Genomic DNA, 19,264 nt, shown 5'->3' with positions numbered 1-19,264 from the left:
CAGCTCTGACCGCCAGGTCGAGCTACGCAATTCGGGCGGCCCGCCGGGGTTACCGACGTGCCGCCCGAATCGCGATGACCGCCAGGTCAGCCCAGGCCGACCATCCGAGCCACCACCGGCAGGCACAGGATGATGAGGATCGCGCCGATGATGTCGAAGCTGATGCCGGAGCGGATCATTCGGGTGATCGGCACGACGCCCGAGCCGTAGACGATCGCGTTCTGCGGCGTGGAGACCGGCAGCATGAACCCGAACGAGGCGCCGAACGTCGCGGCCAGGGCCGGAACCAGCGGATCGACGCCCATGGCGACCGCCAGCGGGATGATGATCGGCACGGTGACGGCCGCGGCCGCCGTGTTGCTCGTCGTCTCGGAGATGAGGATGGCCAGCAGCACCGCGAAGATCGTCAGGGCCGCGGGGCTGGTCACGCCGAAGGTCGTGGCGGCGGCGGTGCCGATGGTCTCGGCGAGGCCGGTGCTGTCGAGCAGGGCGCCGAAGATGATGCCGCTACCGAACAGGATGATCGTGCCCCAGTCGATCTTGGCGGCCTCGTCCCAGGTCATCGTGAAGCGACGCTGCTTCCAGTCGACCGGCAGCATGAACAGCAGCGCCGCGCCGGCCACGGCGACGACGCCCTCGTTGAGGCGGCCGCTGATGACCGAGGCGACCGGGTGCTCGTCGCCGAAGAAGATGCCCAGGATCGAGGGCAGCAACCAGCCGACGACAGTGACGCCGAAGGCGATGACCGTGTTGCGCTCGGCCCGCGACATGGGGCCCAGCGCCGCCTTCTGCTCGGCGAGAAACTCCTCGACGCCCTCGAGCTTGCGCACCTCGGGCTTGTTGATGAGCGTCAGGATGAGGGCCAGCGCGAAGAACATCACGGTGCAGATCGGGAAGGCGATGGCGAACCACTGGCCGAAGTTGATGTGCCGACCGGTCGCCTCCTCGATGAGGCCGCGGCCGATGAGGTTCGGCGGGGAGCCCACCGGGGTCAGCAGGCCACCGACGGAGGCGGAGTACGCGAGCATCAGCATGAACGCCGTGGCAACCTTCAGTTTGGTGGGGTCGAAGCCGGGCTCGACCAGGCCGCGCTCCTGCAGCAGCCGCGCAATGACGGCGACAATGCCGATGGCGGTCGGCAGCAGCATCGCCACGGTCGCCGTGTTCGACACGAACGCCGACAACACGCAGGTCACCGTGCCGAAGGCGAGCAGCACCCGCATCGTCGACTTGCCGACACCAGGCAGGCCGAGCATCCAGAACGCGATCCGGCGGGCCACACCGTGCAGCATCATCGCCTGCGCCAGGATGAACGCGCCGATGAACGTGAAGATCGTCGTCGAACCGAACGGCGCCACGGCCTCGCGCGCCGGCACGACGCCGAAGAAGACGACCGCGCACACCCCGATGAGACCGGCCACCGGGATCGGCACCGGCTCGGTGATCCACAGGACGATGACGCCGATCAGGATCGCCGCGAGCTGGTGCTGCGTCGGGTCGATGCCCAGCGGCAGGAAGAGAAAGACGATCGTGAACAGCGGGGCGAGGAACCAGCCGCTGGTCTGGCGGATCCGTTCGACCCGCTCCTCGGCGTCGCTGAGTCGCTCGCTGCCGAGGGCCTCCTTGTTGCCCAGCAGAACCGCTTCGACGTCGGTCCAGCCCTCGCGCCTGGTGTTGGTGGCCACGCTGCCTCCTTGGTTGTGGATGCCGCTGCACCCGGGTCTCTGCAACGACCCTCCTGCACACTGGCCTGTGCGGTCCAAGACGCGCTTCCTCCCACTCGGATAGGCTTTCGCTATGGACGCCCCGCAGCTCGAGACCCGGCAGCTGCGCTACTTCCTCGCCGTCGCGGAGTACGGCACGTTCACCAAAGCCGCAGACGAGCTGCACATCGCGCAGCCGTCGCTGTCCCAGGCCATCGCCAAGCTGGAGTCCCAACTCGGCCTGCCGCTGTTCCACCGGGTCGGCCGCCGGGTCGTGCTCAGTGAGGCCGGCCGCGACCTGTTGGAGCCATGCCGGCGGGCGCTGCGCACGATGCAGGCCGCGGAGGACGCGGTGCTGGGCAATCGCCAGGCCCATCGGGGGCGGCTCGTCATCGCGACGATGCCCAGCCCCGGCATCTCCCCCGGTGCCGAGCTCGTGGCCGCCTTCACGGCCCGGCACCCCGGCGCCACCGTCTCGGTCGTGGCCGGGTGGACGGCCGAAGAGGTCACTGCCATGGTGAAACAGGGCATCGTGGAGGTCGGCCTCATTGCCGCCGCGCGACTCCGACGGGAGAAGGATCTGGTCGTCGTGCCCTTGGGTGCACAGCCGCTCGTGCTCGTCTCGCAGGCGCCCGGGCCGCACCCGGAGCGTCACGAACTCGCCCTTGCCGACCTCGCCGGTTGCCGCCTCATCACCTCGCACCCGGGCAGCGTCATGCGCCAACTGGTCGACGATCTACTCGCCGATCAGCCGGACACCGTCATCGCCTGCGAGGTCGATCACCGCACGATGATCCTGCCGCTGGTGCACGCAGGCACCGGGGAGGCGGTGCTGCCCGCGAGCTGGACCGACCTGGCGGCCCGCTCCGGGTTGCGGGTGCGACCGGTGACCGACGCGCCCCGGATGTGGACCGCCGCCGTCTGCCGCACGAGCGGGTTGACCCCGCTGGCCACCGACTTCCTGCAGACGATCTCGCAGGTCAAAGCCGATACATAGGCAGGCCCGATAACCGGGATCGTCGCTCGGTCTTGGACGCCAATGGTGCGGCCTCGGTTGACTAGTGGCAACAAGGATCCACCGCCACACCGCTAGGAGCGCACCATGAGCACCACCTACAGCATCGCGACCATCCCCGCCGACGGCGTCGGCAAGGAGGTCGTCGCCTCCGGCCGCGCGGTCCTCGACGCGCTCGCCGAGGGCTCGCAGGGCGCCTTCGACTTCGACTTCGTCGAGTACCCCTGGGGCACGGAGTACTACCAGGAGCACGGCGTCATGATGGACCCGGACGGCCTCGAGGACCTCAAGAAGCACGACGCCATCTACTTCGGCGCCGTCGGCTGGCCGGACGTACCCGACCACATCACGCTGTGGGGCCTGCGGCTCAACATCTGCCAGAACTTCGACCAGTGGGCCAACATTCGGCCCGTGCAGTTCTTGCCCGGCGTGCAGTCGCCGCTGCGCAAGGCCGACGAGGTCGAACTCGACTGGATCTGCGTGCGGGAGAACTCCGAGGGCGAGTACGCCGGCATCGGCGGCCGCAACTTCTCCGGCCGCGGCCCGGGCGGCGAATTCGCGGTGCAGTCAGCGCTGTTCAGCGAATTCGGCTCCGAGCGGATCATCCGTTTCGCGTTCGACCTGGCCCGCACCCGCACGAACAAGAAGGTCTCGTGTGTGACCAAGAGCAACGCGCAGCAGTACGGCTTCGTCATGTGGGACGAGATCTTCGCCCGCGTCGCCAAGGACTACCCCGACGTGGCGACCGAGAAGGTGCTGGTCGACGCCATGGCCGCCAAGTTCGTGCTGCACCCCGAAGACCTGTCGGTCGTCGTGGCCTCCAACCTGCACGCCGACATCCTCTCCGACCTCGGTAGCGCGCTGGCCGGCAGCCTGGGCCTGGCCTCCAGCGCCAACCTCAACCCCGAGCGCCGCTTTCCCTCGATGTTCGAGCCAGTGCACGGTTCGGCCCCGGACATCGCAGGTCAGGGCGTGTCCAACCCGATCGGCGCGCTGGCTTCGGCGGCCCTCATGCTCGACCACCTCGGCCTGGCCGACGAGGCCAAGCGCCTCCAGCTGGCCATCGAGCGCACCACCGGCTCCGGCGTCCTGACCCGCGACGTCGGCGGCACCGCCACCACCGACGAGGTGACGGCAGCCGTCATCGCCAACCTCGCCGACTGACCCGTTATCCCTCGTTACTGGAGGGAGAGGCGCGTGGTGATCGTGTGGGCGGCCCCGGGGTCCAGCTGCACGTGCTGGTTGAGGGCGTTGGCGGCCTCGACGCAGACGAAGCCGCGCCAGGCGTCGCCGATGTCGGGGGCTTCGGCGGCCTTGGCCTCCCAGGGGTTCCAGATGACGGTGCTACCGGAGCCCTCCTTGTCGACGACGATGCGGCGACCGGCGGCCTCGTCGACGACGATCGCCTGACCGTCGTGTCCGTACACCCGGTCGGTCTGGCGGGTCAGCGTCAGGTCGCCCGGCTGTGCGTTGACCGCCCGCCCACCAGGGGCTTTGTCCGCGTACCGGGTGCCGCCCAGGCCCTCGATGCGGATACCGGCGACGTCGGAGACGGAGAGGTAGGTGTGCAGCGCCTCCTCCAGGTCGAGGCCCTCGGCGCCGGCGGTGACGGTCAGGCTCAGGCCCAGCTCGCGGCCCACGCGCACGAGGTACTCGGCGCTGATATCGGTGGCCTCCCCCTCCGGAACGTCGGCGTCGGCCCCGGAGAGCGTGAACCGCAGCACGACGTCGTCGCCCTCGACGGCGGCGTCGGCCAGCGTCCAGGAGGCGGTGCGGAACCAACCGTGGGCGCTCGGCTTGTCCTTCTTGCGGCCCGGTCCGAACCACGGCGCGCACAGCGGCACCCCGCCGCGGACCGCGGTGCCCGGCTCGAACACGGCGTGCGGGCTGAGCCACAACACCTCGTCGGCGCCGGCCGGCCGCCACGAAAGAACCTGCGCGCCCTGCAGAGCGATGTCGGCGCTCGCCGCGTCGGTGCGCACCTGCACGACGGGCAGCCCCTCGTGGTCGGCCAGGCTGACTCCGGCCGGCAGAGTGCCTTCAAATTGCGTCATATTTCGACGGTAACGCCGAAAGCGCCTGGCCACGAACGTCTCTGGGACACATCCGAGGGCGTGTCCCAGATCCGGGCGGCAGCCGCGGTCAACGCAGTTGATCGGCCACGTACTCCCACACGGGCGCGCTGGCGGCGGCGATGAGCTGCCCGGTTTGCTGCGCCACGGGGCGCCCGGGCCGGTAGCGGGTGCCGTCGGCGTGCCGGATCACCCCGCCGATCTCCTCGGTCAGCAAGCTGCCGGCCGCGTGGTCCCAGGGCAGCCCGCGGGAGTAGGCGATGGCGTCGACGCGCCCCTCGGCCAGCCACGGATAGTCGACCCCGCAACACCAGGCGGTACTACCGAGCGTCAGGGTGCCGTGCCGACCCTCCTGGGACGGTCGCGAGGTGACGACCCGCAGCGTTTCGGGGTCGACCTGCGCCTCGGGACGGGTCAGCCGCTCGCCGTTGCGCCACACCCCCGCTCCGCGCTCGGCGACGAACGCCAGCTTGTGCTCGGGCTGCCAGATCCAGCCGCGCACACACTCTCCGGCGTGCAGTTCGGCGACCATCACCGCGTGGTCGGGGCGGCCGTGGACGAAGTTCTTGGTGCCGTCGACCGGGTCGATGAGCCAGGCGCGTGGGGCGTCGGCGAGTTGGTCGAGCAAGGAGGGTTCGGACGCCGTGGCCTCTTCGCCGACGATGAGCGCATCCGGATCTGCCTCGCGCAGCGCGGCGGTGATGAGCGCTTCGGCCTCGCGGTCGGCGATCGTGACCAGATCGCCGGGGTTCTTCTCCATGACCTCCTCAGAAGCCAGGCTGCGGAAGCGGGGGGTGATGACCTGTGCGGCGACGTCCTGCATGAGCGCGAGCACGGAGGCGGTGTCCACGTGCCCCACCGTCTCACAACCGGCCAGCCCCACTGTGCGGAGGTCCGACGACGATCTGCCTCTGCCCAAACGCACCCGGTTGCCTTTCAGGCCTGGTAAGAGGCGAAGGTGCCGCGGCGCTCGACCGCCTGGCCGTAGGTGCGGGTGAGCCTGGCGCGCAGGTCCTCGTCGCTCGGGTGACGCCGGGTGGCGCGGCGGCGGGCGCTGGCCCGGTCGGCCTCGGTCTGCGGCTGGTAGTCGCGCAGGTTGGCCGCGACATAGTGCGGACCGTTCAGTCCGCGGGCGGCTGCTGGGCCGTATTCCGCGAAGGTCTCTTGCGTCGCCACGACGAGCCGCGGACCGGGGTCGCGCGGACCGGAGCCGGTGGTGTCGGGCTGCGTCGTCGGCCGCGCCCACGCGGTGGTCGGCGTCGCGCTGGTCGGCGTCGCGCTGGTGGGCGCAGCGGCGAGTGACGCGGCCTCCTCGACGATCTCGGCGTCGATGATGTCGGTGTCGGGCATGACGTAGAGGTTGGGCCGCGCCTGGGCGGCGGGCTGCTCGAAGGGCGCTGACTGCGTGACCGACTCGGGCTGCGCGAAGGCGCCGGGCTGCGCGGGCCGGGTTGATCGCTGCGTTGTCGCGGGCCGGACCATCGTTGCGGCGCGCTGGACCGGCACCGTGCGCACGACCCGAACGACCTCCGGCTGCTCGGAGCGCTCGGCCCGCCCTGGCCAGGTGCGACGGACGAGTTCGGCGATGACCCAGGCGGTGACTCCGACGGTGGCCACGACCATGAAGTGGCCGTACCAGGTGGCTGTCCCTGGTAGCAGCGAGGCCGCGTTCCCCACGATCGCGGCCCCGCTGACCACCGCAGTGATGAGGCGCCCGTGCTCGCTGCCCGACCCGAGCCGCGTGCCCGACGTCGCTGCGGCGACGAAGGCGACGGCCGATATGGCCAGCAGCACCAGATGTAGCGCCTGCATACTTCCCCATTTCCCCAAATGTGCTCGGCGGCCACGGCTCCCCAGCCGTTTGCGGTCCGCCGGCGCTCCCCCTGCCGGTTCCGACTCCCCCAAGAGTCGGGACGTCCGACCGACTATGATCGCCATCTCGCTCCCCAGCGGAAATGACGTTCTCGGTCGCCCGTCTTGCACAACTGTACTGAACGCTCGTCCATTGTCATCGGGTGATGTCGACAACAGCCGGACACCGATGTCCGACAACGGTTATCAGCGTCAAACGCGAGCTATCAGGGGGCCGGCGAAACCCACCGGAGACGACGAAAGGGCCGAGTGGGAAAGTCCCACCCGGCCCTTCGTGAAAGGTGCGGCGACAGCCTCAGTCGTGCGGTTCCGGCTCCGGCGCGGGGTGTGCGCCACCACCGGAGGGGGCCCGGTTCTCCAACCGCATCTGGCGGCCCCGATCGACATCCGGACGTTTGGCGCCACCCTGCTCACCTGGCGTGCTGCGCAGCGGAACCGGCGCGCCGACCCGGGTCGCACCGCCGGTTCGCGGGAGCCGCAGCCCTCCGGCGTCCGGCTCGGCACGCAACAGTGTGGCGCTCCAGAACCACAGCAGCGCGAGCACCGCGCGGCAACGGCGCCACACGAAGCGGCCCAACCTGGTGACCGGGGTGTCGCTCGGCGACGGTCGGTGCGCGCCGCCGGGACGACCCGACGGGTGGGCGGCCGACAGCCGCATCGGCCGGGCCGCGGCATCAAGGGCGTCGGTCAGCACGATCGCGGGGGCGAGGGTGCCGGCCCAAGGCTCGACGGAGTCGCCGTGCCGCGCCGACCACACCTCCTCCAGACCCTGGGTGTGGCGGCAGCCGGTGCCGGCCTGCCGGGTGAGTTCGCTGTGATCGCGGCGGATGCCGGTCGCGCGCGGCCGCAGACCTCGCGGCGGTTGATCGTGCGGGCGCTTGGGCGTGCTGCGGTAGCTGCGGGTGCGGGGTTTGGGCGCGTAGCCGCGGGCGACCCGACGGGTCGGTCGTCCCCCGTTCATCGCGCACCCACGCTCAAGGCGGCGTCGTTCAGCTGCATCCGTGCGGGCATCCTGCCCATGAGTCGGTTCCCTCCGGTCCTTGGCGCGACCCTTGGGGGACGCACCCTCTCCTGCCTGGCCCATCGGCCATCGCGGTGCCGATGTGAGCGGGCGGAGCCAGCCTGGCGACGTGGCGCTCATCGCACCTGACCAGGGCTCTCGTGGTCGCGGGACCGACAGCGGGCGCCATGGTCTACCGTCGTTGCATGGCTCGCCTCCACGCCGCCGCGCGCTTCGAAGACGCGATGAACCGTCGGCTGACGGGCGTGCTGCGCGACCAGTGGGGCTGGACGTGCCGCGCCATCGGTTATCCGGGCTACGGCGGCGCGACGTTCGCGCGGATTCTCGGGCGGGTGCTGCTGTCGCGGCAGGACACCGACGAACCGTTGACCCCGCCCGCGCAGGATCCCGCGGCGCCGGCCGAACGGGTCGACGGCGGCGGCACGCTGCGGGAGCGGGCCGAAGAGCGGGTGCGCGGCTGGCGGGCGTTCGTCACGGCGCAGGCCATGAACCATCCGGTGACGATCACGGTCAACGGGCACACGCACGAGGCGCAGACCGACCGCAGCGGCTACCTCGACGCGGTCATCACCGATCACGGGCTCGAGCCGGGCTGGCATGAGGCGACGATCACTCCCCGCAACGGGCGGCCCGGCACCGCGCGGGTGCTCATCGTCTCCCCGAACGTGCGGTTCGGGCTGGTCAGCGACATCGACGACACGGTCATCACGACCTCGCTGCCGCGGCCGCTGATCGCGGCGTGGAACACCTTTGTGCTGCACGAGCAGGCGCGGCACGTGGTGCCGGGCATGGCCCCGATGTACCGCGATCTCCTCGCGGAGCACGAGGGGGCCCCCATCTTCTACCTCTCGACGGGCGCCTGGAACACGTGCGGCACGTTGGTCCGGTTCTTGGAGCGGCACGGCTATCCGGCGGGCCCGCTGCTGCTGACGGACTGGGGGCCGACGAACACCGGCTGGTTCCGCTCGGGGCAGGACCACAAGCGCACCAGCCTGCACCGGCTCGCGCGGGAGTTTCCGCATATCCATTGGGTGTTGATCGGCGACGACGGACAGCACGACCCCAAGCTCTACAACGATTTCGCCACCGACCGCGGGGATGTCGTGCGGGCCATCGGGATTCGCGAGTTGACGCCGACCGAGCAGGTGCTCAGCCACGGCATCCCGGTGAGCAACGAGGGGTTCACCCCGAAGGTGCACCGGCCGATCCCGGTCGTGCGCGCCCCCGACGGTTACGGCCTGTTGCCCAAGCTGCGGGCGGTGCTGCGGGGCCAGGAGGTGCTGTAGCCGATGCCCGAGCTACCGGAGGTGCAGGCGCTCGTCGACTTTCTCGACGGCAGGCTCGACGGGTTGGCGGTGACGGGCGTCGAGCTGGGCTCGATCGCGGTGTTGAAGACGTACGACCCGCCGCCGGAGGCGCTGGTGGGGCTGATGGTCGCCGGCGTCGGGCGGCACGGCAAGTTCGTCGACATCGACTGCGACGGGCTGCATCTCATCTTTCACCTGGCGCGGGCGGGCTGGTTGCGGTGGTCGGAGACCGCGCCCAAGGCGCGGCTGCGGCCGGGGCGCTCACCGATCGCGGTGCGGGTGCGCTTCAGCGACGACTCCAGCTTCGACCTGACCGAGGCGGGCACGAAGAAGGGGCTGGCGGCCTACCTGGTCTCTGATCCTTCTCAGGTACCGGGCATTGCCTCGCTGGGGCCCGATCCGCTGTCGCCCGAGTTCACCGTCGACGTGCTCGCGGGGATTCTGTCGGACCGCAAGAAGCAGCTCAAAGGCCTGCTGCGCAACCAGAGCATCATCGCCGGGGTGGGCAACGCCTACTCGGACGAGATTCTGCACGCGGCGAAGATGTCGCCGTTCGCGCTGGCCGGGTCGCTGGACGAGGAGGCGGTGGCGCGGCTGTACGAGGCGCTGCAACGCACACTGCACCGTGCGGTGGCGGCGGCCTCGGGCAAGCCGGCGGCCGAACTGAAGGACGCGAAACGGGCCGGGATGGCGGTGCATGCCCGCACGGGCCAGGCGTGCCCCGTGTGCGGGGATGTCGTGCGGGAGGTCTCGTTCGCCGACTCCTCACTGCAGTACTGCGCGACGTGTCAGACGGGCGGCAAGCCGCTCGCGGACCGGCGGATGTCGCGGCTGCTCAAGTAGCTGTCTGGCCAGATGAGTTCTTTTTTCGGTCGCAACGCCGTAGTTGCGGATGCGAACGCCGTCGTGGTGACAAACTTTGCGCATGAGCACCATTCCGGACCAGGCGCCGAGCGACGTGCCCTGTGTGACACCCGAGTCCCTGCCCGATAACGCGGTGCTCCTGGACGTGCGCGAAGCTCAGGAGTTCGCCGCGGGGCGGGCACCGAACGCCGTGCACATCCCGCTGGGGCAGCTGCCCGAGCGAGAAGAAGAGCTACCCAAAGAGCGGCCGATCGTCGTGACCTGCCGTGAGGGCGAGCGGTCGGCGCGCGCCACGGCCTTCCTGGTCGGCCAGGGCTATTGGGCGGTCAACCTCGCGGGCGGAATGCTCGCGTGGCACCGCTCCAACCGTCCGCTGGCGCACGACGGCCCGGGTATCCCCTGGGTGGAGTGACACGCGCGGGCGTGCGGCTTCGTTGGCCGGGCGACGGCGTTGGGAGGGCTGCGGCGTTGGGCGGGCTGCGGCGTTGGGCGGGCTGCGGCGTTGGCCGGGCGACGGCGTTGGCGGGCGACGCCGACCGCCGCTCCGGCCGATCAGCCTCCGAAGCGGCGTTGCAGGTTGGCGAGGCTCTCGCGAATGCTGTCGGCGTTGCGGGCCGGCCTTTTGAGCCGCTCGAGGGCGGCCGCAACGGGCCCTGGTGAGCCGGTGTAGTCGAAGATCTCGGTGACGAGCGTGGCCCCGTCATCGACGGGCTCGAACTCCCAGCGCCAGCGGTGGCCGCCGGGGTGGCGCCATTCGACGACGGCCCCGGGCACGAGGTCGGTCACCGTGCTCGTGATCGAGTAGGGGATGCCGTACATCGCCATGTCGACGCGGAACCGGTCGCCGAGGATCAGTTCTCGGGGGCCGATGACCGTCGGCTTGACGGTGCCGGAGCCGTCGACCTCGTGGTGACGGTGCGGATTAGCCAGCATCGCCCACAACTCGTGGGCATCGGCGTGCACGCGGGCGCAGTAAGCGACCCGGCGCTCTCCGCGGTCGACCTGCTCGATGGAGTGCTCCATGACCTCGACCTTAGGCCGGGTCACGCCCCCCGGCATCCTCGGGTGCAAGGCGTTTCGATGACGCCGTCTGCGTGTCTCTGCGAGATCGGCTAGAGCTGCGAATAGGTTGCTCGCGTGGATCCGATTCGCAACCCCTATGCCCCCGGCGCGGGCCAGCGCCCCCCGGAGCTCGCCGGCCGCGACGAGCAGCTGCGCACCTTCGAGGTGGTACTCGAGCGGATCGCGCGCGGGCGCCCGGAGCGTTCGATCGTCCTGACCGGCCTGCGCGGGGTCGGCAAGACGGTGCTGCTCAATGCGTTGCGGGGCGCGGCGGTTCGGGCCGGATGGGGGTCGGGCAAGTTCGAGGCCCGCCCGGAGCAGGGGTTGCGGCGGCCGATGAGCGCGGCGCTGCACGTGGCGGTGCGCGAGTTGGGGCATCCGGTGCCTGATGAGGTCGACCAGGTGCTGGGGGTCATCAAGGCGTTCGCGCAGCGGGACGCGCCGGCGAACGCGAAGCTGCGGGAGAAGTGGCAGCCGGGCATCGACGCTCCGGCGCAGACGGGCCGCGCCGACTCCGGAGACATCGAGATCGACCTGGTCGAGCTGCTCACGGACGTCGGCGGGCTGGCCGCCGATGTCGGCAAGGGCGTCGCGGTGTTCATCGACGAGATGCAGGACCTGGGCCCGGCGGACATCTCGGCGCTGTGCGCGGCGTGCCACGAGATCAGCCAGAACGGCCTGCCCGTGATCGTCGTGGGGGCGGGTCTGCCGCATCTGCCGGCGCTACTGTCGGCGTCGAAGTCGTACTCGGAGCGCCTGTTTCGGTACACCCGGATCGACCGGCTGGACCGGGATGCGGCGGAGGTGGCGCTGCAGTCGCCGGCGCGCGACGAGGACAGCGAGTGGGGCCGCGAGGCGCTGGACGCGATGTACGCAGCGACCGGCGGCTATCCGTATTTCATCCAGGCGTACGGCAAGGTCGCGTGGGACGTCGCGCCGCGCTCGCCGATCACCGTGGAAGACGTGACGGTCGCGGGCCCGGAGGCCGAGGAGGAGTTGGGCGTCGGCTTCTTCGGCTCCCGCTTCGAGCGGGCCACCCCCGGCGAGCGCGAATACCTGCGCGCGATGGCCGACGTGGCCGCCGAGATGTTCGCCGCCGGTGAGGAACTCGACGAGACGGAGTCGGTGCCGACCGCCGCCGTCGCCACCCACCTGGGCCGCAAGCCCCAGTCCCTCTCCCCCGCCCGCGACGGCCTGCTGAAGAAGGGTCTCATCTTCTCCGGTGAACGCGGCCGCATCGCCTTCACCGTCCCCCACTTCGGCAAGTACCTGCGGAACTCCGCGTGACCGACGCCGCGCCCGAGCGGGTTCTGGGGGCGCTCTGAGGCAGCGCCGCGGCAGGGAGCGCATCAGATCAAGTATGCGCAGCACGTGTGATCAAGCATGCCTAGTTCAGGGCCTCACATTTGTATAGTTTGTGGCCTCGGATCTGCTAGGTTCGGCGCCATGATCCTGGACTCACAGGTGCCACGAAGAGTGACCCAGCTGGTGGAGGAGCTGGTCCAAACAGAGCCGGTGATTGCGCTGCACGGTGCACGGTCGGTGGGCAAGTCGACCGTGCTTCGCGACTTCACCGACCACATGGGCGGATCGGTGTTGGACCTGGACGACGTCGAGGTGCGTGAGGCGGTGATCGGAAACCTCAGATCCGTGACCGGAGGCCCGGCACCAGTGTGCGTCGACGAGTACCAGCGGGTGCCGGACATCCTGGATGCACTCAAGGCGCGGTTGAACCATGAGGGCAGCCTTCCAGGGACGGCCGTCATCACCGGCTCGACCCGACAGGACGCCTTGCCGGCGACTGCCCAAGCGCGCACTGGTCGGCTCCACGCCATGACGATCTGGCCGCTGTCGCAGGGTGAGATCTCCGGCGTTCGGGAGGATCTCCTCGAGAGGCTGCGTGTGGATCCTAATGACGTCATCAGCGGGGCTGGCGCGTCGGTGACCACGCGCAGGGACTATGTCGAGCGGGTCTGCGCTGGCGGGCTGCCTCTGGCTCTACGACGCACTGGCGCTGCCCGAGCTCGGTGGTTCGACGACTTCCTCCGGGCCTCGGTCGAGCGAGACGCTCTCGAGCTGAGCAGGATCAGGGAACGGCAGGCGATGACCGACCTGCTGAGCCTGGCCGCCGCGCAGACCGGACAACTGCTCAACGTCTCTGCGGCCGCGGCCAAGCTCGGGGTGAACCGGGCCACCGTCGAGAGCCACCTACGACTCCTGGAGGACCTCTTCCTCGTGGTCCGCCTGATGGCTTGGGGCAAGAATCTGCGGTCCCGTGTCAGTGCAAGACCCAAGGTGCACGTCGTCGACTCCGGACTGGCCGCTCGGCTGTTGCGACTGACGCCCGACAAGCTCACCAGCGTCGACCCAGCGGCCCTGACTGACTTCGGGCACCTGCTGGAGACCTTCGTCGTGGCAGAGATCCGAAAGCAGGCATCTTGGCTGGACGAGCCCGTCGCCCTGGGCCACTGGCGCACCAGCGATGGCGCTGAAGTTGACCTCGTCCTCGAGCACGACGACGGCACCGTGCTTGCGTTCGAGGTCAAAGCGAGCGAGCGAGCACCAGGCTCAGACTTCCGCGGGCTGACCCAGCTACGCGACGCCCTCGGCTACCGCTTCACCGCTGGCATCATCCTCACCACTGGAACCCGCTCCTACACCTACGACGACCGACTCCACGTCATGCCCATCGACCGACTCTGGACCTCCGTCACGCCCGCGAGCACGCACTGACTGGACCGCCCCCGGTTCCCAGCGGACCTGCGCGTCAATGCGCGCGGGTTCGCGGACCAACAACAGCAGATCGTCCCGCCCGGCACAAAGCCGATTGGCCGGCAGGTGCACCTGCTCCGGTGACCGATCGGCGTAGCTTGACGTCCTGGGCCGACGCGCGCGCCAGGAGGTGTTGTTTTGGCGAACCAATACCATCACCTCTTGGTGCTCCGGCGTGGGAGGCCCTGAACTGCGGCGATGCGAAACCGCTGGAGCGCTCCAGAGGGAGCTGTACTTGGTTCACCACAAACGCAAATCGCGCCCGTGCCGAACGCTGGGGCAGGTGGTGCGAAAATCCCCAAACCGGACGACGCGCCGGCCCAATAGTTCAGGGTCGGCGGCTGACGCCGGCGAAGCGTTGCGTGGCAAAGACGACGGGCACACCGTCGATGCCGGAAGGGACGCGCTTCTCCACGACATGCAACCGGTCGTCCGGGCCCGGGCCAGCCGGACCGCCCCGCACCAGCGGCATGGCGTTGAAGTACAGCGGATCGGGGCGCGTCACGTCCTGCACCGTGTTCCACATGACCGTTCCACAGGCGATGATCATGGACGAGAACCGCTGGGCCGTGAACACCTGGTCGAGCCCCTGCCACAAGGGCGCCGCAGCCGTAGTTGGGTAGGTGTGTTGCCGGTAGTCGTTGTCGATCGCCGGAGGCCGGAAGTAGAACTCGGGCGCGACGAGGACCGTGAGCACCCGGACCGCAGGGTTCAGCCCCTGGTCGAGTTCGGCCGCCAGCACCTGAGCCCGATCGGCCACCGCGGCCAACCGCAACAGCCGCACGCAGGCGTCAGCGCTGCGCTGCGGGGTGATCGGCATGTCGGCGGGAGGCGCGGCGGCGGCGCCGGCGTCCCAGCCACTGACGACCGTGCCGTTGCGCGCGAAGGCCGTGGGCACCTGATAGCCGATGTAGCGCAGATGGGTGAAGGTGGCACCCAATGCGTGGTTCGGCACGATCTCAGCCGGCCTCGACCGCGTTGATGCGGCCGGGCCACACCCCCGACACCACGACCGTGCGGTGGCCGTTGATCCACTGGCCGCGCGGGTTCGACCAGTGGAACTCCTTGACCTCGTTGCGCCCGACGCACACGAACTCCAAGCGCAGATTCAGGTCGAGCGCAGCAACCGGGATGTCGCCGTAGGTCACGCTCCGCCCCGGGGCCACGTTGCCGTACCGGGTCACCATGCGGCCATCGACGCTGTACGTCAGTTTCGACTTCACGGTGTAGGTGCACCCGACCTTGCTGTCGACCAGCAGGGTGTACGCGCCGACGGTGGTCACCCACTGCGGCAGCAGCAGGCGGCCGTCGAAGGAGGCGAAGTCGTAGGCGATGGGCACCAGACCGGTGCTCTCGATCCCGGCCTCGGAGGGCCACATGTGTTTGTCGACGCTCTTGGTCGAGCTGGTCCGGCTGAATGATGCGGCGCCGCGCCCCTCGCCGACCAGGCTGTGCACGGCAGACGCGGACCCCTCGATCGAGAACGTGTTGTCTGCGCTGACCGAGGCCACGTTGACTCCGGAGCGGGCGTAGAGCACGCGGGTGATCACGCCGAAGCCCTGGGCGATGCCGTGCTGTCCCGCCATGCCGGCCTGCCGGGCCTCGCCCACGAGCCAGTCGAGCTGGGAGGTGACCGTGGATGTCTCCTTGATGCGCACCCACTTCTCTACGGCGCACTGGGAGGACAGCTCCCGTTCGTGGCCGAACTTCCACTCCATCTTCAGGTCGGCTCCGAGCTTGGTGCCGGTCTGAGGGTCCGTGCCCGAGCCGCCGCCCTCGATCTTGGTCTCGGTACGCGACACACCGCTGCTCATGAAGTTCCAGTCGAAGCTGGCGTCGCCGGCTCGAAGCGCCTCGGGCGTCAGGCCCGGCAGCGACTGCGAGACCTGATGGAAGTTGCCGTTCTGGGGGTCCGCGATGCCGACCGCGCCGGGGGCGACATCGGAGCTGAGCGACCAGTTGCCCCACGACGAGCTGAGGCTCGATCGGATGAGGTCGGTGTATTCCTTGTTCCAGTTGTTGCCCATGGCTGGGTTCCTCCCCTGAGTGCGCCGCACGATGCACGATGCACGGCGCTCGATGCTGGGCTCGCCGTGGACTGGTGCCGAGGGGAGGGCTTCGGCGCCAGACGAGCACCACCGATTCTAGGAACGAGGTGACGGTCGTCACTATCGGGCAGATGCCGCGGTTGCATGGATGCCGGAGGGCGCACCCTGTCCTTAGTCGTAGGGCGGTTGCCCCCGTTCCTGGCGGGTGGCCCACGCTGCCGCCTCGGCGCGCCCGGTACCCCGAGCTTGGAGTAGATCCGCATCGTGTGATGCATGACGGTCTTGGGGCGGGTGCCGAGCGCGCGAGCGATCTCCTTGTTGGAGTCGCCCGCGGTCAAGCGCTGCAGCACCTCGGTCTCGCGCTGAGTCAGGCCGACGCGCGCCGGCGCGGCTGGATCGGCCCAGCGAATCCTCCCTGTCACCCCGCACTCTCGAAGCGGGGAACAACCGGCTCGGGCAGCGGCAGCACACACGTGGCCATCACAACCGTCCCAGGCGCCAGGGCGGCCGCCTCGACCAGCGCGGCGGCGACGTCGGCGCGCTGGTCGAGGCGGTCTGCCACGACGAGCGTTCGTCGGGCCCGCAAACGTCGAACCAGTCCAGACCACGTGCCGCAGGTGTCGTCCATCCGCAGCGCGCGGCGCACGGACTCTAGCGCGACACCGGGATCCGGCTTCTGCCCGAGATCGACAAACACGGCACCCCCGGGAAACCGCTCGTGAACGCGGCCGGCCACCTCGACCGCGAGTCGGCTCTTACCGACCCCCGAACGGCCGGTCAGCGTGATGAGGGGAAAGGCGCCGGCGCGGACCAGCGCCGCGAGCCGGCCCAGCCGTGCGTGCTCGACGTAGGCCCCCGCGAACCGCGGAAAGCCGCCGTGCGGCGGACGGCGGGCGCAGCCCGTAGGCACCATCACCCCACCTTCTTCGACTCCCCCTCTTCTACATGACATCTGTTGCACAAGAAGGGGATTCATGCCCCGGAGTCGGGGCTGCCCCGATTCGTCCCGCCGGCTGTCGCGCTGGCGTCGAAGATGAGCCGCGACCCAGGTCGGCGTCAGCCGCGGGTGGGCAGGACGGCCGTCACGTCGGCAGGCCGCGCTCGTCGTAACCGCGGATCTCCTCGGCACTGCGGGAGTCCAGGTCCGCCTCGAGGCGGCCTTGTTCGAGTGTCGCGAGCATCTCGTCACGCCTCGAAGTGTGTGGCGACCCAACGGGTGCCGACGTCCTGGAAGCCGAGGCGGGCGTACCAGTGTCGGGGCCAGTCGTCGGCCGATGCCTCGAGCACCAGAAGGTCACACCCCGCACGCCGCGCGCGGTCGATCGCCTCGGCAACCACCGCGCCCGCCAACCGTTGACCGTGATGCCTCGGGTCCGTCATCACCGCTTCAAGAGCGGCCGTGGCGCCGTCAATTCTCAGCTGGGCACTGGAGATGGGCGTGCCGCCGTCATCAAGCACCGCAAGGTCAACGACCCTCACGTGGGCGTCCGCGAGCGGCTCGCGAGCAATGAGTTGATCGATCACCTCGTCGTCCGCATCGGGCAGGCCTGCCCGCCATTGCGGCCCCCATAACCGCGCGATGACCTCGGTCGTCACCGGCACCACGTCGACATCCGCGCCACGCACTGCCGGCGCATCCAGGCGCCGCACCATAAGGCGCGCCTCCTCAACCTCCCACTCGAGGTCCGCGGGCGGGGCCTGGTCGAGCACCACTCGCCGGTGTTCACAACCAGTGAGGCAGGCCTCGGCGAGTTCCCCTATCTCCGGCGCTGTGCACGCCCCCGACAGCCAGAGACAGTTGTGCTCGTGCGAGTGCCGCACGCGAGGGTCCAGTACGGCGAAGCCTGCGTCCAGATGCCGCACGACGGCCGCCCGGCGTTGAGACAGGCTGGCGCTGAAAGATCTCGCCCGCGCTGCGACGTCGGTCGGGGCCGGCAGGTTGCCCGGCGGCTCGAAGCCCTGCGGCCCCGGACGCCAGGGCACGACGCTGGTCACCGCACTCGTCGGAAGTGACCCGTAGAAGTGTGGGAAGAGCATCGAGTCGGGATCACTTGGTACGCCGGGTTCCCAGCGGACCTGCGCGTCAAGACGTGCGGGGTCGATGACCAACAACAGCAGATCGTCCCGCCCGGCATAGAGCCGATCGGCCGGGAGGTGCACTTGCTCCGGCGCAGAGAGGTGGATGAAGCCTTCGCTCCCCGCCAGCGACGGCGTCACCACGGAACCCACGGCCAGCGCCATGCGCCAGGGGGCAGCGGTCGTGATGTGCAGCAACCCAGGGCCATCGCCAGTCATGGCGCGAGGCTAACTGCTCACCGCACGCTGACCGGTCGGCGGAGCTCGACGTCCTGGGCCGACGCCTGCGCCAGGAAATGTTGTTGTGGTGAACTAATACCATGCTCCCTTGGGGCTCCGAGGCGGGAGGCTCTGACCTGCGGCGACGCGAAACCCCTGGAGCGCTCCAGAGGAGGCACGTACTTAGTTCACCACAAACACAAAACCGCCGCCCGTGCCGAACGTTGGGGCAAACAGTGCGAAACCCCTAGAACGGGTGACTCGGCGGCCGATTCAGGGTCGGCGGCCGACGGCCAGCAGGATGGGGAAGCGCCGGGGCTCCCCGTCGACCTCCTTGGTGTCGTGGCCGGCCACGTCCACGGTCACGTCGACGAAGCCGGCCCGCTCCAGACCGGAAACCAGAGCCTCGCGGGTGAAGCCGTGGTGGCCGTGGAAGTTGTGGACGTGCCGGTGGAAGCCGCCGTCGGCGTCGTGCTCCAGGTCGGCCAGCGCCGCGTGACCGCCCGGCGCCACGAGCTCGAAGATGCGGCCCAGCACGGTCGCGATGTCACCCATGTGATGCAGCGCCAACATGCTGAGCACGAGGTCGTAGCGCTGTGTCGGCAACGCGTCCCGCTCCACGTCGAACATCTCGGCTCGCCACCCGGCGTAGCGCGGGTCGTCGAGCACGCGCGTCGCGGTCGACACCATCCCGGGCGCCACATCCGTGATGACCGCCGTGCCGATCTCGTCGGCGAGCATTCGCGACAGCAGGCCCGTGCCGCCTCCGATCTCAAGCACGCAGGTGCTGGACGACAAGGGAACCGCCGCTCGCACGGCCGCAGCCACCGACGTCGCCCGCTCCAGCGTCCCCGGACGCTCATCCCAGGTCGCCGCCAAATCGCTGAACCGGTCCAGCCCATCCGGGCCCTGGTCAGCGTGCGAGTCGTGGCCGGGGCGCAGATCGCCCTGCGAGTGCTCGTGGGGGGCGTGGTCAGCAGTGGTCACCCCCGCATCCTCGCCCATCGTGGCCCGAGGCACAGCCTCGACCGGCCGCCACTCCACCTCCGGGACCTTATAGGTCTTTATAGATCGGCGAAGTATAAAGACCTATAAGGTCGCGAGACCTCCCTGGCAACGCGCTTAGGCAGCGCGCCGGACGGTCTGCAGGAGGCGGTGCGGGCGGCGCAGGGCGACGCTGATCGGGTCGGCGCGCACGACCCGCGGCGTGCCGGGGCCGGGGCGGGTCTCGAC

The 19,264-nt window shown here is 69.8% G+C and carries 18 protein-coding genes and 2 pseudogenes; 7 read left to right on the top strand and 13 right to left on the bottom strand.

The window, feature by feature from the left end; genetic code table 11:
* Positions 1-86: 86 nt before the first annotated feature.
* Positions 87-1,685: an SLC13 family permease gene (locus tag KILIM_RS17525; protein ID WP_006594070.1), complete on the bottom strand. Its 1,599-nt coding sequence runs from the start codon at positions 1,683-1,685 to the stop codon at positions 87-89.
* Positions 1,686-1,797: 112 nt separating this feature from the next.
* Between KILIM_RS17525 and KILIM_RS17520 the strand changes: the two genes are divergently transcribed.
* Positions 1,798-2,700 (top strand): LysR family transcriptional regulator, encoded by a 903-nt coding sequence (locus tag KILIM_RS17520; protein WP_006594069.1) that lies wholly within the window; start codon positions 1,798-1,800, stop codon positions 2,698-2,700.
* 105 nt (positions 2,701-2,805) lie between these two features.
* A complete protein-coding gene (locus KILIM_RS17515; RefSeq protein WP_006594068.1) occupies positions 2,806-3,882 on the top strand; it encodes a tartrate dehydrogenase in 1,077 nt (358 codons plus the stop codon).
* A 14-nt stretch (positions 3,883-3,896) separates the two neighbouring features.
* Here KILIM_RS17515 and KILIM_RS17510 read toward each other — a convergent pair whose 3' ends face one another.
* The 4 genes from KILIM_RS17510 to KILIM_RS17495 form a co-directional block, all read right to left on the bottom strand.
* Positions 3,897-4,772 carry a D-hexose-6-phosphate mutarotase gene (locus KILIM_RS17510; RefSeq protein ID WP_006594067.1) on the bottom strand — a complete coding sequence of 292 codons (876 nt, stop codon included), beginning with the start codon at positions 4,770-4,772 and terminating at the stop codon, positions 3,897-3,899.
* An 88-nt stretch (positions 4,773-4,860) separates the two neighbouring features.
* Positions 4,861-5,640, bottom strand: a complete 780-nt coding sequence (locus tag KILIM_RS17505; protein ID WP_040563758.1) for an inositol monophosphatase family protein — start codon at positions 5,638-5,640, stop codon at positions 4,861-4,863.
* 86 nt (positions 5,641-5,726) lie between these two features.
* Entirely contained in the window at positions 5,727-6,602 is an 876-nt protein-coding gene (locus tag KILIM_RS17500) for a hypothetical protein (RefSeq protein WP_006594065.1), read from the bottom strand.
* Between the two features lie 355 nt (positions 6,603-6,957).
* Positions 6,958-7,623 carry a hypothetical protein gene (locus tag KILIM_RS17495; RefSeq protein ID WP_006594064.1) on the bottom strand — a complete coding sequence of 222 codons (666 nt, stop codon included), beginning with the start codon at positions 7,621-7,623 and terminating at the stop codon, positions 6,958-6,960.
* A 245-nt stretch (positions 7,624-7,868) separates the two neighbouring features.
* Here KILIM_RS17495 and KILIM_RS17490 point away from each other — a divergent pair, with 245 nt between their 5' ends.
* From KILIM_RS17490 to KILIM_RS17480, 3 genes are all read left to right on the top strand, one after another.
* Positions 7,869-8,969, top strand: coding sequence for an App1 family protein phosphatidate phosphatase (locus KILIM_RS17490; protein WP_040563757.1), 1,101 nt, complete (start codon positions 7,869-7,871; stop codon positions 8,967-8,969).
* Between the two features lie 3 nt (positions 8,970-8,972).
* Entirely contained in the window at positions 8,973-9,833 is an 861-nt protein-coding gene (locus KILIM_RS17485; protein WP_006594062.1) for an Fpg/Nei family DNA glycosylase, read from the top strand.
* An 82-nt stretch (positions 9,834-9,915) separates the two neighbouring features.
* Positions 9,916-10,266, top strand: coding sequence for a rhodanese-like domain-containing protein (locus KILIM_RS17480; RefSeq protein ID WP_006594061.1), 351 nt, complete (start codon positions 9,916-9,918; stop codon positions 10,264-10,266).
* Between the two features lie 140 nt (positions 10,267-10,406).
* Here KILIM_RS17480 and KILIM_RS17475 read toward each other — a convergent pair whose 3' ends face one another.
* The gene (locus KILIM_RS17475) at positions 10,407-10,901 is read right to left on the bottom strand and encodes an SRPBCC family protein (protein WP_006594060.1); all 495 of its coding nucleotides are present in this window, start codon (positions 10,899-10,901) and stop codon (positions 10,407-10,409) included.
* Between the two features lie 90 nt (positions 10,902-10,991).
* On the opposite strand from KILIM_RS17475, the gene KILIM_RS17470 reads away from it, so the two are divergent.
* Positions 10,992-12,203, top strand: coding sequence for an ATP-binding protein (locus KILIM_RS17470; protein ID WP_006594059.1), 1,212 nt, complete (start codon positions 10,992-10,994; stop codon positions 12,201-12,203).
* A 159-nt stretch (positions 12,204-12,362) separates the two neighbouring features.
* Positions 12,363-13,649: an ATP-binding protein gene (locus KILIM_RS17465; RefSeq protein WP_040563756.1), complete on the top strand. Its 1,287-nt coding sequence runs from the start codon at positions 12,363-12,365 to the stop codon at positions 13,647-13,649.
* Between the two features lie 21 nt (positions 13,650-13,670).
* Here KILIM_RS17465 and KILIM_RS25500 read toward each other — a convergent pair.
* The 7 genes and pseudogenes from KILIM_RS25500 to KILIM_RS17440 all read right to left on the bottom strand — a co-directional run.
* Positions 13,671-13,844, bottom strand: a pseudogene (locus KILIM_RS25500) (DUF952 domain-containing protein); the annotation flags it as partial.
* Between the two features lie 172 nt (positions 13,845-14,016).
* On the bottom strand, positions 14,017-14,643 hold the full coding sequence (locus KILIM_RS17460; RefSeq protein ID WP_006594057.1) for a hypothetical protein: 627 nt from the start codon (positions 14,641-14,643) through the stop codon (positions 14,017-14,019).
* Between the two features lie 4 nt (positions 14,644-14,647).
* Positions 14,648-15,715, bottom strand: a complete 1,068-nt coding sequence (locus KILIM_RS25160) for a hypothetical protein (RefSeq protein WP_006594056.1) — start codon at positions 15,713-15,715, stop codon at positions 14,648-14,650.
* A 266-nt stretch (positions 15,716-15,981) separates the two neighbouring features.
* Positions 15,982-16,158: pseudogene (locus KILIM_RS25495) on the bottom strand (response regulator transcription factor); the annotation flags it as partial.
* Complete coding sequence (locus KILIM_RS24685) at positions 16,155-16,652, bottom strand: hypothetical protein (RefSeq protein WP_217997131.1); 498 nt, start codon at positions 16,650-16,652, stop codon at positions 16,155-16,157. The pseudogene KILIM_RS25495 and the gene KILIM_RS24685, both read right to left, overlap by 4 nt.
* A 269-nt stretch (positions 16,653-16,921) precedes the next feature.
* A complete protein-coding gene (locus tag KILIM_RS25490; RefSeq protein ID WP_006594054.1) occupies positions 16,922-18,031 on the bottom strand; it encodes a GNAT family N-acetyltransferase in 1,110 nt (369 codons plus the stop codon).
* A gap of 273 nt (positions 18,032-18,304) precedes the next feature.
* On the bottom strand, positions 18,305-19,018 hold the full coding sequence (locus KILIM_RS17440) for a class I SAM-dependent methyltransferase (RefSeq protein WP_255247685.1): 714 nt from the start codon (positions 19,016-19,018) through the stop codon (positions 18,305-18,307).
* Between the last annotated feature and the right edge of the window lie 246 nt (positions 19,019-19,264).

The organism is Kineosphaera limosa NBRC 100340 (assembly GCF_000298215.1).
In the GTDB taxonomy this organism is placed as follows: domain Bacteria; phylum Actinomycetota; class Actinomycetes; order Actinomycetales; family Dermatophilaceae; genus Kineosphaera; species Kineosphaera limosa.
This window is presented reverse-complemented; position numbering and strand designations above follow the sequence as displayed.

Excerpts from the sequence above, each read along its gene's own strand:
- KILIM_RS17520 (WP_006594069.1), top strand. The coding sequence starts at position 1,798 with ATGGACGCCCCGCAGCTCGAGACCCGGCAGCTGCGCTACTTCCTCGCC.
- KILIM_RS17515 (WP_006594068.1), top strand. The coding sequence starts at position 2,806 with ATGAGCACCACCTACAGCATCGCGACCATCCCCGCCGACGGCGTCGGC.
- KILIM_RS17510 (WP_006594067.1), bottom strand. The coding sequence starts at position 4,772 with ATGACGCAATTTGAAGGCACTCTGCCGGCCGGAGTCAGCCTGGCCGAC.
- KILIM_RS17500 (WP_006594065.1), bottom strand. The coding sequence starts at position 6,602 with ATGCAGGCGCTACATCTGGTGCTGCTGGCCATATCGGCCGTCGCCTTC.
- KILIM_RS17495 (WP_006594064.1), bottom strand. The coding sequence starts at position 7,623 with ATGAACGGGGGACGACCGACCCGTCGGGTCGCCCGCGGCTACGCGCCC.
- KILIM_RS17490 (WP_040563757.1), top strand. The coding sequence starts at position 7,869 with ATGGCTCGCCTCCACGCCGCCGCGCGCTTCGAAGACGCGATGAACCGT.
- KILIM_RS17485 (WP_006594062.1), top strand. The coding sequence starts at position 8,973 with ATGCCCGAGCTACCGGAGGTGCAGGCGCTCGTCGACTTTCTCGACGGC.
- KILIM_RS17480 (WP_006594061.1), top strand. The coding sequence starts at position 9,916 with ATGAGCACCATTCCGGACCAGGCGCCGAGCGACGTGCCCTGTGTGACA.
- KILIM_RS17465 (WP_040563756.1), top strand. The coding sequence starts at position 12,363 with ATGATCCTGGACTCACAGGTGCCACGAAGAGTGACCCAGCTGGTGGAG.
- KILIM_RS25160 (WP_006594056.1), bottom strand. The coding sequence starts at position 15,715 with ATGGGCAACAACTGGAACAAGGAATACACCGACCTCATCCGATCGAGC.
- KILIM_RS25490 (WP_006594054.1), bottom strand. The coding sequence starts at position 18,031 with ATGACTGGCGATGGCCCTGGGTTGCTGCACATCACGACCGCTGCCCCC.